Annotated in this window: 12 protein-coding genes and 1 tRNA gene; 6 read left to right on the top strand and 7 right to left on the bottom strand. The window is 63.6% G+C overall.

Annotation, left to right across the window (positions count from 1 at the left end):
• Positions 1–429: 429 nt before the first annotated feature.
• Positions 430–1,872, top strand: coding sequence for a magnesium transporter (gene mgtE, locus ACQ4N9_RS02060; RefSeq protein ID WP_347148319.1), 1,443 nt, complete (start codon positions 430–432; stop codon positions 1,870–1,872).
• 65 nt (positions 1,873–1,937) lie between these two features.
• On the opposite strand, the gene ACQ4N9_RS02065 is transcribed toward mgtE, so the two are convergent.
• Complete coding sequence (locus ACQ4N9_RS02065) at positions 1,938–2,264, bottom strand: Arc family DNA-binding protein (RefSeq protein WP_033699552.1); 327 nt, start codon at positions 2,262–2,264, stop codon at positions 1,938–1,940.
• A 345-nt stretch (positions 2,265–2,609) separates the two neighbouring features.
• Here ACQ4N9_RS02065 and phnN point away from each other — a divergent pair, with 345 nt between their 5' ends.
• Together phnN and ACQ4N9_RS02075 are read left to right on the top strand one after the other, a co-directional pair.
• Positions 2,610–3,212, top strand: coding sequence for a phosphonate metabolism protein/1,5-bisphosphokinase (PRPP-forming) PhnN (gene phnN, locus ACQ4N9_RS02070; RefSeq protein ID WP_390967242.1), 603 nt, complete (start codon positions 2,610–2,612; stop codon positions 3,210–3,212).
• A gap of 94 nt (positions 3,213–3,306) precedes the next feature.
• A tRNA-Arg gene (locus ACQ4N9_RS02075) sits at positions 3,307–3,383 on the top strand.
• 25 nt (positions 3,384–3,408) lie between these two features.
• Here ACQ4N9_RS02075 and ACQ4N9_RS02080 read toward each other — a convergent pair.
• Together ACQ4N9_RS02080 and ACQ4N9_RS02085 are read right to left on the bottom strand one after the other, a co-directional pair.
• Positions 3,409–4,617, bottom strand: coding sequence for a benzoate/H(+) symporter BenE family transporter (locus ACQ4N9_RS02080; protein ID WP_390967243.1), 1,209 nt, complete (start codon positions 4,615–4,617; stop codon positions 3,409–3,411).
• Between the two features lie 145 nt (positions 4,618–4,762).
• A complete protein-coding gene (locus ACQ4N9_RS02085) occupies positions 4,763–5,281 on the bottom strand; it encodes a hypothetical protein (protein ID WP_390967244.1) in 519 nt (172 codons plus the stop codon).
• 217 nt (positions 5,282–5,498) lie between these two features.
• Here ACQ4N9_RS02085 and ACQ4N9_RS02090 point away from each other — a divergent pair, with 217 nt between their 5' ends.
• Positions 5,499–6,497 (top strand): diguanylate cyclase domain-containing protein, encoded by a 999-nt coding sequence (locus tag ACQ4N9_RS02090; RefSeq protein ID WP_390967245.1) that lies wholly within the window; start codon positions 5,499–5,501, stop codon positions 6,495–6,497.
• A 62-nt stretch (positions 6,498–6,559) separates the two neighbouring features.
• Here the strand turns inward: ACQ4N9_RS02090 and lpdA are convergent, their stop codons facing one another.
• Genes lpdA through ACQ4N9_RS02110 form a run of 4 tightly spaced genes read right to left on the bottom strand, consistent with a single transcriptional unit; the run spans position 6,560 to position 11,503 of the window.
• Positions 6,560–7,939 carry a dihydrolipoyl dehydrogenase gene (gene lpdA, locus ACQ4N9_RS02095; protein WP_390967246.1) on the bottom strand — a complete coding sequence of 460 codons (1,380 nt, stop codon included), beginning with the start codon at positions 7,937–7,939 and terminating at the stop codon, positions 6,560–6,562.
• 2 nt (positions 7,940–7,941) lie between these two features.
• Positions 7,942–9,210 (bottom strand): dihydrolipoamide acetyltransferase family protein, encoded by a 1,269-nt coding sequence (locus tag ACQ4N9_RS02100; RefSeq protein WP_390967247.1) that lies wholly within the window; start codon positions 9,208–9,210, stop codon positions 7,942–7,944.
• Complete coding sequence (locus ACQ4N9_RS02105; protein WP_110991900.1) at positions 9,211–10,269, bottom strand: alpha-ketoacid dehydrogenase subunit beta; 1,059 nt, start codon at positions 10,267–10,269, stop codon at positions 9,211–9,213.
• A gap of 1 nt (position 10,270) precedes the next feature.
• On the bottom strand, positions 10,271–11,503 hold the full coding sequence (locus ACQ4N9_RS02110; protein ID WP_390967248.1) for a 3-methyl-2-oxobutanoate dehydrogenase (2-methylpropanoyl-transferring) subunit alpha: 1,233 nt from the start codon (positions 11,501–11,503) through the stop codon (positions 10,271–10,273).
• Positions 11,504–11,700: 197 nt separating this feature from the next.
• Between ACQ4N9_RS02110 and bkdR the strand changes: the two genes are divergently transcribed.
• The gene (gene bkdR, locus ACQ4N9_RS02115) at positions 11,701–12,189 is read left to right on the top strand and encodes a Bkd operon transcriptional regulator BkdR (protein WP_028691050.1); all 489 of its coding nucleotides are present in this window, start codon (positions 11,701–11,703) and stop codon (positions 12,187–12,189) included.
• 235 nt (positions 12,190–12,424) lie between these two features.
• Positions 12,425–13,666 carry a glutamine synthetase family protein gene (locus ACQ4N9_RS02120; RefSeq protein WP_390967334.1) on the top strand — a complete coding sequence of 414 codons (1,242 nt, stop codon included), beginning with the start codon at positions 12,425–12,427 and terminating at the stop codon, positions 13,664–13,666.
• The last annotated feature ends 7 nt before the right edge of the window (positions 13,667–13,673 follow it).

Consider the following 13,673-nt stretch of genomic DNA (forward strand, 5'->3'; position numbering starts at 1 on the left):
GTACTCGGCTACGAACCGAGCGGTCGCAGGTTCGAATCCTGCTGAGTCCGCCATACCTGAAAAGCCCGCTTATTCAAGCGGGCTTTTTCTTTTTCGGCATTCACTGATTCTGTCCACGCACGACTAGACTCACGTTGATAGCCCGATCCCGAACAGCCCTTATATGTATGTGATCTTTGTAAGCCTCAGGCCGTCGCACTGTTGGCTTCGAGTGTTGTCACAGCTTTATTGCGCAAACGATTGTTCTGGCCAAAATTTTAAGCGATCCGACAGCTGACACCGTGTATGATTGCGCCCGTCAGCCCCGCCGGGGCTTGTGGAATACCACCATGGACTTACCCAGTAGTTACTCCCTAACACGCTTCATGCAGCAAGATCTGATCGATTGATTCTCCCGGCGTGCTCCGCTGCTGGGGGTGGAGTTCGCCTATGACCGAAGTAGAAGTAAAGAAAGCTCAAGACAGCCTGCAGGATCGCCTTGCCCAGGTGATCGAACTGCTGCAGCGCCAGCGCGTGGTCGAGGACCTGACGCACCGTCAGGAAGGTCATCACCACGACCTCGTGGAAAACCTCGTCCACCGGCAGAACCTCGTCGAACTGCAGCGCAAGCTCGATGACCTGCACCTCGCCGACATTGCCTACATCCTCGAAGCCTTGCCGCTGGAAGACCGCCTGACGGTCTGGCAGCTGGTGCGCTCTGATCGTGATGGCGACATCCTCCTGGAAGTTTCCGACGCCGTCCGCCAGTCCCTGATCGCCGACATGGACGATCATGAGCTGCTCGCCGCCGCCAAGGAAATGGACGCCGACGAACTCGCCGACCTGGCGCCGGAGCTGCCGCGAGACGTCGTCCATGAGTTGATGGAGAGCCTCGACGCCCAGCAACGTGAGCGCGTGCGTTCGGCGTTGAGCTATGACGAGGAGCAAGTCGGTGCACTGATGGACTTCGAGATGGTGACCATCCGCGAAGACGTCAGCCTGGAAGTGGTACTGCGCTACCTGCGTCGGCTCAAAGAGCTGCCGGGGCACACCGACAAGCTGTTCGTGGTCGACTACGACGGTATCCTCAAGGGTGTGCTGCCCATCAAGCGACTGCTGGTCAACGACCCGGACAAGAAAGTCGCGGAGGTCATGGCCAATGACCCTGTGGTTTTCCACCCCGAGGAAGATGCCTATGACGCGGCCCTTGCATTCGAGCGTTATGACCTGGTGTCCGCGCCGGTGGTGGACAAGAACGAACGCCTGATCGGCCGACTGACCATTGATGAAATGGTCGACCTGATCCGTGAGGAGAGCGAGAGCGAAGTGCTCAACATGGCAGGTCTGCGCGAAGAAGAAGACATCTTCGCCTCGGTCTGGCGCTCGCTGCGCAACCGTTGGGCCTGGCTGGCCATCAACCTGATTACGGCCTTCCTGGCGTCCCGGGTGATCGGTCTGTTCGAAGGCTCGATCGAGAAGCTGGTGGCCCTGGCCGCGCTGATGCCCATCGTTGCCGGTATCGGTGGTAACTCGGGTAACCAGACCATCACCATGATCGTGCGCGCGATGGCGCTGGACCAGGTGTCGCCGGGCAATACCAGCCGCCTCATGCGCAAGGAGTTGGCGGTTTCACTGCTCAACGGCCTGATATGGGGTGGGGTGATCGGCGCAGTGGCATTCATGCTCTACGGCAGTTGGTCATTGGGCCTGGTGATGACGGCGGCCATGACCCTCAACCTGTTGCTGGCGGCCCTGATGGGGGTCTTGATTCCGATGACGCTGACCCGCCTGGGTCGCGATCCGGCCATGGGCTCCAGCGTGATGATCACTGCTGTGACGGACAGCGGCGGCTTCTTCATTTTCCTGGGATTGGCAACGCTGTTCCTGCTCTGAGTAGCGGGGCAGCGGCAACAAAAAAGCCAGCTTGCGCTGGCTTTTTTGTGTGTCGATGCTTTGTGTCAGGACGCGTCAGCAGCCATTTCCACATCGTGTGCGATCAACGCAACCAGTGCGTTCTGCTGGCGATGAGAAAGCTGGCGGAAGCGTTGCAGCAGTTCGCGCTCGTGCAGGCTGAGCTCTGGGCTGTCCAGGCGCATGCTCAGTTCGTCGCCCAGCGCGCCTTCCTGGATAAGGCTCTGTTCCAGGCGCGCGATGATCTCAGAGTTCATGCTGCGGTGATGGTTGCGCGCTACCTCGGCAATGCGCTCACGCATTCCGTCTGGCAGGCGGACGACGAACTTGTCAGCAGTGCGGCTCGAATAAATAGCCTGTTTCAATGGGCGCATATAAATTGACCGGTTGTTCTGGTTCAGGGGAAGCGGTTCGCAAATTGGCCGCACGGTGGAAGTACGACCGCGGCGACGACAAAATGTTCAACCGTAATGTAGTTTCGGGTTTTCATCTTGCCTCATGTCGCCGATTCCTTGGCGTCAATTCTGTGACAAATAGTGGCTCCGGTACAGGCTTTTTGCCAGTACCAATTATCAGAAATGAGTACTGGTTTGAAAAGATTCACATTGACGCAGACTGCAGGTGCGTCAGACCTTTGTCGTCAAAATCTGGTAACTGGCAGCAAAGGTTAGGGAAAAACCCTAGAATGCGCAGGTTCCCACACCTTGAGCATAGTGGCTATGCAATATGACGCAAGCGGCGCACCGTCCTCAAGAGGGCGGTTGATATTCCTGATGGGACCATCGGGCTCGGGCAAAGATTCCCTTATTGATGCCGCGCGCGAGCGGCTTGCCAAACACGGTGTGGACGTTGCCCGAAGGGTCATAACCCGTTCCGCCGAGGCCAAGGGGGAGAGTGCGCTGGGAGTGACCCTCGAGCGCTTCGAGGCCATGCGCGCGGCGGGCGAGTTTGCCCTGTGCTGGACGGCCAATGGCCTGTGCTATGGCATTCCTGCCCAGGTGGAGGAGCGCCTCGCCGCCGGCCGTTCGGTGCTGGTCAACGGCTCGCGGGGATACCTGAACGAAGCCCGGCAACGCTACCCGGATTTACTGGCGGTTGGCCTGACCGTTCTAACTGGTGTATTACGCCAGCGCTTGACGGCTCGCGGTCGGGAAAGCGCCGAGGAAATCGAACAACGCCTGGCCCGAGGCGCCCGGCTGCAGGCCTACGATCCCTCGGTGCATGTGCTGGATAACTCGGCTGCGCTCGATGTCGCCGTCGAGGCGCTGTTCGGGGTGCTGCGTCAGGAGGGTGTCATCGGCCAAGTGCAGGGAAGCGACTGACGTGCAAAATGCCCGATAGAAACATGACAAATGCCGATGCGCTGGGTAACATGCTCGCCGTCCCTGCCGTGCAACGCCTGTTGCCGGCCCTTGCGTCTCAGTAGCTCAATTGGATAGAGCATCCCCCTCCTAAGGGGAAGGTTGGCAGTTCGAACCTGCCCTGGGACGCCATACACACCCTCCATTACCCGCCAACTCAACGTTGTTCGCCGACGCGCGCTCCTGTGTGGGCGGTGTGCGGTCGGGTGTAACCGAGCGCGAAGAAGGCGACCAGGCCGAAGATCAGCCCCCAGAACGCGGCGCCCAGGCCAAGAAAGCTCATGCCAGACGCCGTGACCAGGAACGTGATCAACGCAGGCTCACGCTGCTTTTCATCGGCCATTGCACCGGTCAGCCCGGTAGCGATGGCGCCGAACAGCGCCAGGCCGGCGAGGGCGGCGATCATTTCCCGGGGCAGGGCGGCGAACACCGAGGCCAGGGTGGCGCCGAAGGTGCCCATCAGCAGATAGAAGGCGCCACAGGCAATGCCGGCGATATAGCGCTTGTCGGGGTTCTCGTGGGCCTCGCGGCCGGTGCAGATGGCTGCGGTGATCGCTGCCAGGTTGACCCCGTGGCAGGCGAAGGGTGCCAGCAGCAGCGAGCCGATGGCGGTCACCGAGACGATCGGGCGTGCGGCGGTCTGGTAACCGGCGGTACGCAGCACGGCGATACCGGGTACCGACTGGCCGGTGAGCGACACCAGCGCCAGCGGCAGGCCAATGTTGACGATGGCATGCCAGCTCCACTCCGGCGCGGTCCAGAGCGGGACGGCCAACTCCAGCACCAGTGCGCCCGTATCGAGTTGGCCCATGCTGGTGGCGAGGCCGCAGCCAACCACCAGCACCGAGAGGATGGCGTAGTGGGGCGACAGGCGCTTGAACAAAAGGTACGCCGCGAGCATCGAGAGGACCAGCAAGGGTTGCAGGCGTATGGAGCTGAACAGCTCGGCGCCGAAGCGGAACAGGATGCCGGCGAGCATGGCGGCGGCAATCGCCTTGGGCAGGCGGCGCATCAGCTTGTCGAACGCGCCGCTCAGTGCGATCACGGCGATCAGCAGCGAAGCAACGATGTAGGCCCCCACGGCCTGCGCCAGTGACACCGTCGGCAGCATCGACACCAGCAGCGCCGCGCCGGGTGTCGACCACGCGGTGATCACCGGCACGCGCAGTTTCCAGCTCAGCAGCAAGCCGGTCAGGCCACTGCCGATGGAGATCGCCCAGATCCACGAGGCGGTCGCCTCATTGCTGAGCTGGGCCTGATGGGCGGCCTGGAACACGATGATCAGCGGGCCGGCGTAGGAGATGATCACTGCGATCAGGCCGGCGACCAGCGCCGAAAGCGAGAAGTCTTGTCTGAGTCTGTCCATGACGAATTGCCGATTCCCTGTAGCAAGGCGATTGAGGAGGGCTGGATTGAATCCCGATACTTGCCCGCTGTCGAGTGCTGCGGGGCGCCAAGGGCAGCCTGCCCTGACTCGAGAGGCGTGGCCTTGGGAAGGCCACGCGCCTGGCTTAGAGCTCGATAGCCTTGAGCTCATCGCTTTGCTGCGCGCCCTGCGCCTGCTGGCCGAGCTTGGCCAAGGCCTTGGACTCGATATCATCCTGCATTCGCTGAGCGATCTGCTCATCGATCAGCGCTTTCTTCTCCGGTGGCAGCGCGTCGTACTCCTCCTCGGTCAGGCCTAGCTCCTGGAGGTATTTCTCCTTGATCTTCTCCGCCGGCGACTTGTCCATGTAGTCGCGGAACTCCTGCAGTGCATCGCTGGGCTGCTGCTTGTCGACGCTGGCCTGCTGGCGCGCGGCAACGTCCGGGTTCTGCAGCATGACCATGAGCTTGGCAAAGGCCTCCTTGCGGTTGTCTTCGCTGTTGTGCTGCGAGGTGCTGCCCTGGCTGTTCTGCTGTGCGCTGGCGCCGCTGGCGGCGGCAATCGGCTGGAACGGCAGCGCCTGTGCCAGCGCCTGTTCGTTGCCGGTGCGGCTGGATGGCTGCACTGCGGGCTGCCAAGGCATCCCGTTGATTGAACTGAGCATGTCTCCTCCTTGAATGGGTCAATAAACGCGATCGAAGGGGCAAAAGCTGTGCCAGCGCGCCAACTCGTCGAAATAGCCCGCCCGGGCTATTCCGGCAGCGCTGTACTGGGCATATGCTTGCCCCCCAGAGGAACAGGATTGCCGACTGCGGCAATCACGATGAACATCCGCAGCACCGTGACCGGGGCGCAGTTGCCGGATACCAAGGAGAGCGTCCATGAGTCAGGCACCAGGGCCGGTACCGGCCGGCTTCAGCGAGCAGCAACTTCATACTTTGTTCGACCTGATCAGCGATGGCATCTGGGACTGGGATGCCAACACCGGCTACGTCTACCGCAACCCAGGCTGGTACGCGATGCTGGGTTACGCCAGCCACTCGATGGCCAATTCGGTCATGACCTGGGAGAGTGTGATCCACCCGGAAGACTTCCCCCGGGTGATGGCCCACTTCGAGGCCTACATCAACCAGCGCAATGAGCGCTACCGTATCGAGTACCGCTGCCGCTGCCAGGACGGCAGCTACCTGTGGGTCGAGGACAGCGGCCACATCATCGCCCGTAACGAGGATGGCTCGGTGGCACGCATGCTCGGTGCCCATCGCAACATCGATGCCGGCAAGCGCCTGGTCGCCGAACTGGAGCAACGCAATCAGTCGCTGGAGAGCCAGGTGGCCGAGCGCACCCGCGAGCTGTCCTGGGTCAACCAGCAGTTGCAGCGTCAGCTCGACGAAAACCGTGAACTGGCCGAGCGTGATGCCTTGACCCGTACCGCCAATCGCTATCGCCTGGAAAAGACCCTGGAGCAGGAATGCGAGCGCGCCCGTCGCTACCGCCAGCCCCTGGCGGTCATCGCCATGGACCTGGATGATTTCAAGCCGATCAATGACCTGCACGGTCACGCCCGTGGCGATGCTGCGCTGGTCGAGGTGACCGAGTGCATCCGCGAGTGCCTGCGTGCCCAGGACCTGCTGGCACGTTGGGGCGGGGATGAGTTTGTGGTGGTCCTGCCACAGACAACCTTGGAGGAGGCACGCGAAGCCGCGCGCCGGATACGCCAGGCCGTAGCGTCCATGGCACCGGTGGGCGATTGCCAACTGACCATGAGCTACGGCGTGGTGCAATGGCAGGACGGGGAGGATCAACGCGCCTTGCTGGCCCGGGCTGACAAGGCGCTGTACCGGGCCAAGGCGGCCGGCAAGAACGCCATCGTCGAATAAAAAAATGCCCGCAGCGTCTGGTAACGCTGCGGGCCAAATCGGCTATTGCCGCTTCAGTGTCTCTAGATGTGCAGTGCGTGGCCAAGGGCGCGCAGCGCCGCTTCCTGCACGGCTTCACCCAGCGTTGGGTGGGCGTGGATGGTGCCGGCGATATCTTCCAGGCGAGCGCCCATCTCCAGTGACTGGGCAAAGGCGGTGGACAGCTCGGACACCGCCACCCCCACCGCTTGCCAGCCGAGGATCAGGTGATTGTCGCGGCGCGCCACCACCCGCACGAAGCCGCTCTTCGACTCCAGGCTCATGGCCCGGCCGTTGGCGGCAAACGGGAATTGCGCGACGATGCAGTCCACGCCCTGTTGGCTGGCCTGTTCCGGCGTAGTGCCAGCCACCACCACTTCCGGGTCGGTGAAGCACACGGCGGCGATTGCGCTGGGCTCGAAGCGCCGCGCCTTGCCGGCGATGATTTCCGCCACCATCTCGCCCTGGGCCATGGCCCGGTGCGCCAGCATCGGCTCGCCGGCCACGTCGCCGATGGCCCAGACGTTGCGCATGCTGGTCTGGCAGCGCTCGTCGATGGCGATGGCCGCACCGTTCATCTTCAAATCGAGGCTTTCCAGGCCATAGCCCTGGGTACGCGGGCGACGCCCCACGGCCACCAATACCTGATCGGCCTCCAGGCGCAGTTGTGCGCCCTGGCCATCGCGCGCCAGCAGGCAGCCGTCGGCATAGCCCTCGACGCTATGTCCCAGGTGAAGCGCGATGCCCAGCTTCTTGAGCGAGTCGGCCACCGGTGCGGTGAGCTCGGCGTCGTAGGTCGGCAGGATGCGATCGCGGGCTTCCACCACGCTGACCTTGGCGCCCAGCTTGCGGTAGGCGATGCCCAGCTCCAGGCCGATATAGCCGCCGCCGACCACCACCAGGTGCTGCGGCAGGGCCTTGGGGGCAAGGGCTTCGGTGGACGAGATGATCGGCCCGCCGATCGGCAGCATCGGCAGTTCCACGCTGTTCGAACCGGTGGCCAGCAACAGGTGCTCGCACTGGATGCGTTGGCCGTCTACCTCGACGCTCTTGCCATCGAGGATCTTCGCCCAGCCGTGGATCACTTTCACGCCGTGTTTTTTCAGCAGGGCGGCGACGCCGCTGGTGAGGCGGTCGACGATGCCGTCCTTCCACTCGACGCTGCGGCTGATGTCCAGGCGCGGCGACGATACGCTGATGCCCAGTGCCGACGGTTCGCTGTAGCGGCTGGTCTGGTGGAACTGCTCGGCCACATGGATCAGCGCCTTGGACGGGATGCAGCCGATGTTCAGGCAGGTGCCGCCCAGCGCCTGGCCTTCTACCAGCACGGTGGGGATGCCCAGTTGCCCGGCGCGGATGGCGGCCACATAGCCGCCGGGGCCGCCACCGATGATCAGCAGGGTGGTGTCGATGATCGGTTGCATGGTCACTCCACGAACAGGCAGGCAGGTTGTTCCAGCAGGCCGCGCACGGCCTGGATGAACAGTGCGGCATCCATGCCGTCGACCACGCGATGGTCGAACGAGCTGGACAGGTTCATCATCTTGCGCACGACGATCTGGCCATCGATCACCACCGGCCGTTCGACCATGCGGTTGACGCCGACGATCGCCACTTCCGGAGTGTTGACCACTGGCGTGCTGACGATGCCGCCCAGCGCGCCGAGGCTGGTCAGGGTAATGGTCGAGCCGGACAGTTCTTCACGGGTGGCTTTGTTGTTGCGTGCGGCATGGGCCACGCGGGCAATCTCGCTGGCGTTGCTCCACAGGCTGCCGGCTTCGGCATGGCGCAGCACCGGTACCATCAGGCCGTTGTCGCCCTGGGTGGCGATGCCCACATGCACCGCACCGTGGCGGGTGATGACCTGGGCCTCGTCGTCGTAGGTGGCGTTGATCTGCGGGAAGTCGCGCAGGGCGACGACCATGGCGCGCACCAGGAACGGCAGCAGGGTCAGTTTGCCACGGCTGTCGCCGTGCTTGGCGTTGAGTTGCTGGCGCAGGGCTTCGAGCGCAGTGACGTCGATTTCCTCGACGTAGCTGAAGTGGGCGACGCGACGTTTGGCGTCCTGCATGCGCTGGGCGATCTTGCGGCGCAGGCCGATCACCGGCACCTGTTCGCTGTCGGTGCGTTTGCCGTAACCGCCCGGTGCTTGCCCGCTGTTGCTCTGCGGTTTGCTGATGAAGGCGTCGAGGTCCTCATGCAGGATACGCCCGGCAGGGCCGCTGCCATGCACGTAACGCAGTTCGATACCGGCATCCAGCGCGCGTTTGCGCACGGCGGGCGAGGCCAGTGGCTTCTCGTGCGCTTCGCGCGGCACGATCGCTGCGGCGGTGTGGCTCGCTGCAAGCTGAGGCGCTGTTTCGATGCGGGGCTCGGGCTTGGCTTCGGCCTTCACTGGCGCGGCAGGCGCCTCCACCGGCTTGCTCTGCGGCGTATCGACATGGTTGCCGCTGCCTTCGACTTCGATGCGGATCAGCTCGCTGCCGACCGCCATCACTTCACCCGGCTGGCCGCCCAGGGCCAGCACCTTGCCGCTCACCGGCGAAGGGATTTCCACGGTGGCCTTGTCGGTCATGACATCGGCCACCACCTGGTCTTCGGCGATCATGTCGCCGACCTTGACGAACCACTCGACCAACTCGACCTGCGCGATGCCTTCACCGATATCCGGCATCTTGATGACGTGCGTGCCCATTCAGACCTCCATGACCCGTTTCAATGCCGCGCCTACCCGTGAAGGACCAGGGAAGTAGGCCCATTCCTGTGCGTGGGGGTAGGGCGTGTCCCAACCGGTGACGCGCTCGATCGGCGCTTCGAGGTGATGGAAGCAGTGCTCCTGGACCAGCGATACCAGTTCGGCACCGAAGCCGCAGGTGCGGGTGGCTTCGTGCACGACCACGCAGCGGCCGGTCTTTTTCACCGACTCGACGATGGTCTCCAGGTCCAGCGGCCAGAGGCTGCGCAGGTCGATGACTTCGGCGTCGACGCCGGTTTCTTCAGCAGCCACTTGCGACACGTACACGGTGGTGCCGTAGGTCAGCACGGTGACGTCGTTGCCCGGGCGGGTGATCGCCGCCTTGTCCAGCGGCACGGTGTAATAGCCATCCGGCACGCTGCTGTGCGGGTGCTTGGCCCAGGGGGTAACCGGGCGGTCGTGGTGGCCGTCGAACGGGCCGTTGTACAGGCGCTTGGGCTCGAGGAAGATCACCGGGTCATCGCACTCGATCGAGGCGATCAGCAGGCCCTTGGCGTCATAGGGGTTGGACGGCATGACGGTGCGCAGGCCGCACACCTGGGTGAACATCGCTTCCGGGCTCTGGCTGTGGGTCTGGCCGCCATAGATGCCGCCGCCGCAAGGCATGCGCAGAGTCAGCGGTGAAATGAACTCGCCGGCCGAGCGATAGCGCAGGCGCGCCATCTCCGAGACGATCTGGTCGGAGGCCGGGTAGAAATAGTCGGCGAACTGGATCTCGACCACCGGGCGCAGGCCATAGGCGCCCATGCCTACGGCGGTGCCGACGATGCCGCTTTCGGAGATCGGCGCATCGAACACCCGCGACTTGCCGTACTTGGTCTGCAGGCCCTCGGTGCAGCGGAACACGCCGCCGAAGTAGCCAACGTCCTGGCCGTAGACCACCACGTTGTCGTCGCGCTCGAGCATGACATCCATGGCCGAGCGCAGGGCCTGGATCATGGTCATGGTGGTGGTGGACATGGCGTTTTCCAGGTCAATGCTGTTGTTGTGATCGTTCATCTCAGACCCCCAGTTCCTGGCGCTGACGGCGCAGGTGGTCGGGCATTTCCTTGTACACGTCCTCGAACATCGAGGCCGCGCTGGGGATATGGCCATTGCTCAGGGTGCCGAACTGCTCGGCGTCCTTCTGCGCCTTGATCACCTCGGCCTCCAGCTGTGCGCTGACCGCCTGGTGCTCCTCTTCGGACCAGTGCCCGGCCTTGATCAGGTGCTGCTTGAGGCGGGCGATCGGGTCGCCCAGCGGGAAGTGGCTCCAGTCGTCCGCAGGGCGGTACTTGGACGGGTCGTCCGACGTGGAGTGCGGGCCTGCGCGGTAGGTGACCCATTCGATCAGCGTCGGGCCCAGGCCGCGGCGGGCGCGTTCGGCGGCCCAGCGCGAGGCCGCGTAGACGGCGATGAAGTCGTTGCCGTCGACCCGCAGCGAAGCGATGCCGCAACCGACGCCACGGCCGGCGAAGGTGGTCGACTCGCCACCGGCGATGGCCTGGAAGGTCGAGATCGCCCACTGGTTGTTGACCACGTTGAGGATGACCGGGGCACGGTACACATGGGCGAAGGTCAGCGCGGTGTGGAAGTCGGACTCGGCGGTGGCGCCGTCGCCGATCCAGGCCGAGGCGATCTTGGTATCGCCCTTGATCGCCGAGGCCATGGCCCAGCCGACTGCCTGGACGAACTGGGTGGCGAGGTTGCCGCTGATGGTGAAGAAGCCGGCTTCGCGCACCGAGTACATGATCGGCAGCTGGCGGCCCTTGAGCGGGTCACGGGTGTTGGACAGCAGTTGGCAGATCATCTCCACCAGCGACACGTCGCGGGCCATCAGGATGCTCTGCTGGCGGTAGGTGGGGAAGCACATGTCGGTGCGGTTCAGGGCCAGCGCCTGGCCGCTGCCGATGGCTTCCTCGCCCAGGCTCTGCATGTAGAAGGACATTTTCTTCTGGCGCTGGGCCACGACCATGCGGCTGTCGAAGATGCGCGTCTTGAGCATGGCGTGCATGCCTTGGCGCAGCACCTGCGCGTCGATGCCCTCGGCCCATGGGCCAACGGCGTCGCCGTGCTCGTTGAGCACGCGGACCAGGCTGCCGGAAAGGTCGGCAGTGTCGGCAGGTTCTACATCGATGGGCGGTTTACGGACTTGACCCGCGTCGTTCAGACGCAGGTAGGAGAAATCGGTCTGGCAGCCTGGCCGGCCTGTAGGCTCGGGCACATGCAGACGCAGGGGGGCGTACTCGTTCATGCTTTTTACGCTCGCTCGGCTGTTGTTTTTGTGAGCTTTGAAGCGGTCGCCGCTGAGTGCCGGCTTGTGACTGGCAGGTCAGCGTCTGTTACATCATAGGGGGACGGCAGGAGAATTTTTCTCTCAAGTTCATTGCCTTTGTCCGGCGCTGGAGATAAACATTCCGCACAAACACAAAAACCAGGTGAATTTGTCTCATGCGCAAACTGGATCGCACGGATATCGGCATTCTCAACAGCCTTCAGGAAAACGCGCGGATCACCAACGCAGAACTTGCGCGCTCGGTCAATCTGTCCCCCACCCCCTGTTTCAATCGGGTCAAGGCCATGGAAGAGCTGGGGGTGATCCGTCAGCAAGTCACCCTGTTGTCGCCCGAGGCGCTGGGGCTGGACGTCAACGTGTTCATCCACGTCAGCCTGGAAAAGCAGGTAGAGCAGTCGCTGCACCGTTTCGAAGAAGAGATCGCCGAGCGCCCCGAGGTGATGGAGTGCTACCTGATGACCGGCGACCCGGATTACCTGCTGCGGGTGCTGCTGCCCAGCATCCAGGCGCTGGAGCGTTTTCTCGATTACCTGACCCGCTTGCCGGGGGTGGCCAACATCCGCTCCAGCTTTGCCCTCAAGCAGGTGCGCTACAAGACTGCGCTGCCGTTGCCGGCCAATGGCATGACCTTGCGTGAGCAATAGCCTGGACGCGTGGGGGCCGCCGCTCCCACGGGAATTCTCTGCAAGGCCGGGTGCTTGATATTTTAAACACCCCCGGCCTATGTTGTGTGCGTCGCCATTCCAGGCATGCGAACACAACAACAAGGACAGCGTCATGACGACCGAAGGCCCGCGCAACCAGGCAGCGTTCCTCAAGGGTATCGATGAAATCGAGTGCGTCACCTCCGACCTCAACGGCGTGCCCCGCGGCAAGGTCATGACTGCCGAAGGCTTCCTCGAAGGCCGGCGCCTGCAGATGGCGCGCGGTGTGCTGCTGCAATGCATCATGGGTGGCTACCCGGCGGCGAAATACTACGGCAGCGACGACAGCGACCTGGCGCTGGTGGCCGACCCTGCGCAGATCCATCGCCTGCCCTGGAGTGACGAGCCTCGTGCCCTGGCCATCTGCGATGCGGTCGAACTCGACGGTACGCCGTCGCAGCTGTCGAGCCGCGGCCAGCTCAAGGCGGTGATTGCCCGCTACGCCGAGCATGGCCTGGCGCCGGTGGTGGCGACCGAGCTCGAATTCTTCGTGTTCGCCCCCAACAGCGACCCGCAGCAGCCGTTCCAGCCGCCGCTGGGCAAGGATGGCCGCCGGGAGATGGGCCATTCGGCATTCAGCATCAGCTCCAACAACGGCCTGCGGCCGTTCTTCAGCGAGGTGTACCGGTGCATGGCGGCGCTGGGCCTGCCGCGCGACACCTTCATGCACGAGATGGGTGTCAGCCAGTTCGAGATCAACCTGTTGCATGGCGACCCGCTGCTGCTGGCCGATCAGACCTTCCTGTTCAAGCACCTGCTCAAGGAAGTGGCGCTGCGCCATGGCCTGACCGTGGTGTGCATGGCCAAGCCGCTGGCGCATACGCCCGGCAGTTCGATGCACATTCACCAGAGCCTGGTGGACATCGCCAGTGGGGGTAACGTGTTCAGCGATGAGCAGGGCAGGGAGACCGACACCTTCCATCATTTCATTGGTGGCCTGCAGGCCTGCCTGGCCGACTTCACCGCGCTGTTCGCGCCCAACGTCAATTCGTACCAGCGCTTGTGCCACCCCTACGCTTCGCCGAACAACGCCTGCTGGTCGCACGACAACCGCGCCGCGGGCCTGCGCATTCCGGCCAGTTCGCCAGTGGCGCGGCGGGTGGAGAATCGCTTGCCCGGCGCCGACGCCAACCCCTACCTGGCGATTGCTGCCAGCCTTGCCGCCGGCCTGCATGGCATCGAGCAGCAGATCGCCCCCACGCCCGCGATCCAGGGCGAATTCGAAGTGCCCGAGCACCTGAGCCTGCCCTGCACCCTGCATGCAGCGTTGCAGCGCCTCAAGCACAGTGCGCTGGCCCATGAGCTGTTCGGCAACGAGTTCATCGAAGGTTATATCGCCACCAAGACCCTCGAGCTGAGCGACTTCCTCGACGAGATCACGCCCTGGGAGCGGCGAGTGCTGGCGGCGCAGGCCTGAGCGCGAC

The organism is Pseudomonas sp. ES1, assembly GCF_050586605.1.
In the GTDB taxonomy this organism is placed as follows: Bacteria; Pseudomonadota; Gammaproteobacteria; order Pseudomonadales; family Pseudomonadaceae; genus Aquipseudomonas; species Aquipseudomonas sichuanensis.

Bases quoted from the DNA above. Each gene is read 5' to 3' on its own strand.
- lpdA (WP_390967246.1), bottom strand. From the start codon at position 7,939: ATGCAACCGATCATCGACACCACCCTGCTGATCATCGGTGGCGGCCCC.
- mgtE (WP_347148319.1), top strand. From the start codon at position 430: ATGACCGAAGTAGAAGTAAAGAAAGCTCAAGACAGCCTGCAGGATCGC.
- ACQ4N9_RS02105 (WP_110991900.1), bottom strand. From the start codon at position 10,269: ATGAACGATCACAACAACAGCATTGACCTGGAAAACGCCATGTCCACC.
- bkdR (WP_028691050.1), top strand. From the start codon at position 11,701: ATGCGCAAACTGGATCGCACGGATATCGGCATTCTCAACAGCCTTCAG.
- phnN (WP_390967242.1), top strand. From the start codon at position 2,610: ATGCAATATGACGCAAGCGGCGCACCGTCCTCAAGAGGGCGGTTGATA.
- ACQ4N9_RS02100 (WP_390967247.1), bottom strand. From the start codon at position 9,210: ATGGGCACGCACGTCATCAAGATGCCGGATATCGGTGAAGGCATCGCG.
- ACQ4N9_RS02085 (WP_390967244.1), bottom strand. From the start codon at position 5,281: ATGCTCAGTTCAATCAACGGGATGCCTTGGCAGCCCGCAGTGCAGCCA.
- ACQ4N9_RS02120 (WP_390967334.1), top strand. From the start codon at position 12,425: ATGACTGCCGAAGGCTTCCTCGAAGGCCGGCGCCTGCAGATGGCGCGC.
- ACQ4N9_RS02065 (WP_033699552.1), bottom strand. From the start codon at position 2,264: ATGCGCCCATTGAAACAGGCTATTTATTCGAGCCGCACTGCTGACAAG.
- ACQ4N9_RS02110 (WP_390967248.1), bottom strand. From the start codon at position 11,503: ATGAACGAGTACGCCCCCCTGCGTCTGCATGTGCCCGAGCCTACAGGC.
- ACQ4N9_RS02090 (WP_390967245.1), top strand. From the start codon at position 5,499: ATGAGTCAGGCACCAGGGCCGGTACCGGCCGGCTTCAGCGAGCAGCAA.
- ACQ4N9_RS02080 (WP_390967243.1), bottom strand. From the start codon at position 4,617: ATGGACAGACTCAGACAAGACTTCTCGCTTTCGGCGCTGGTCGCCGGC.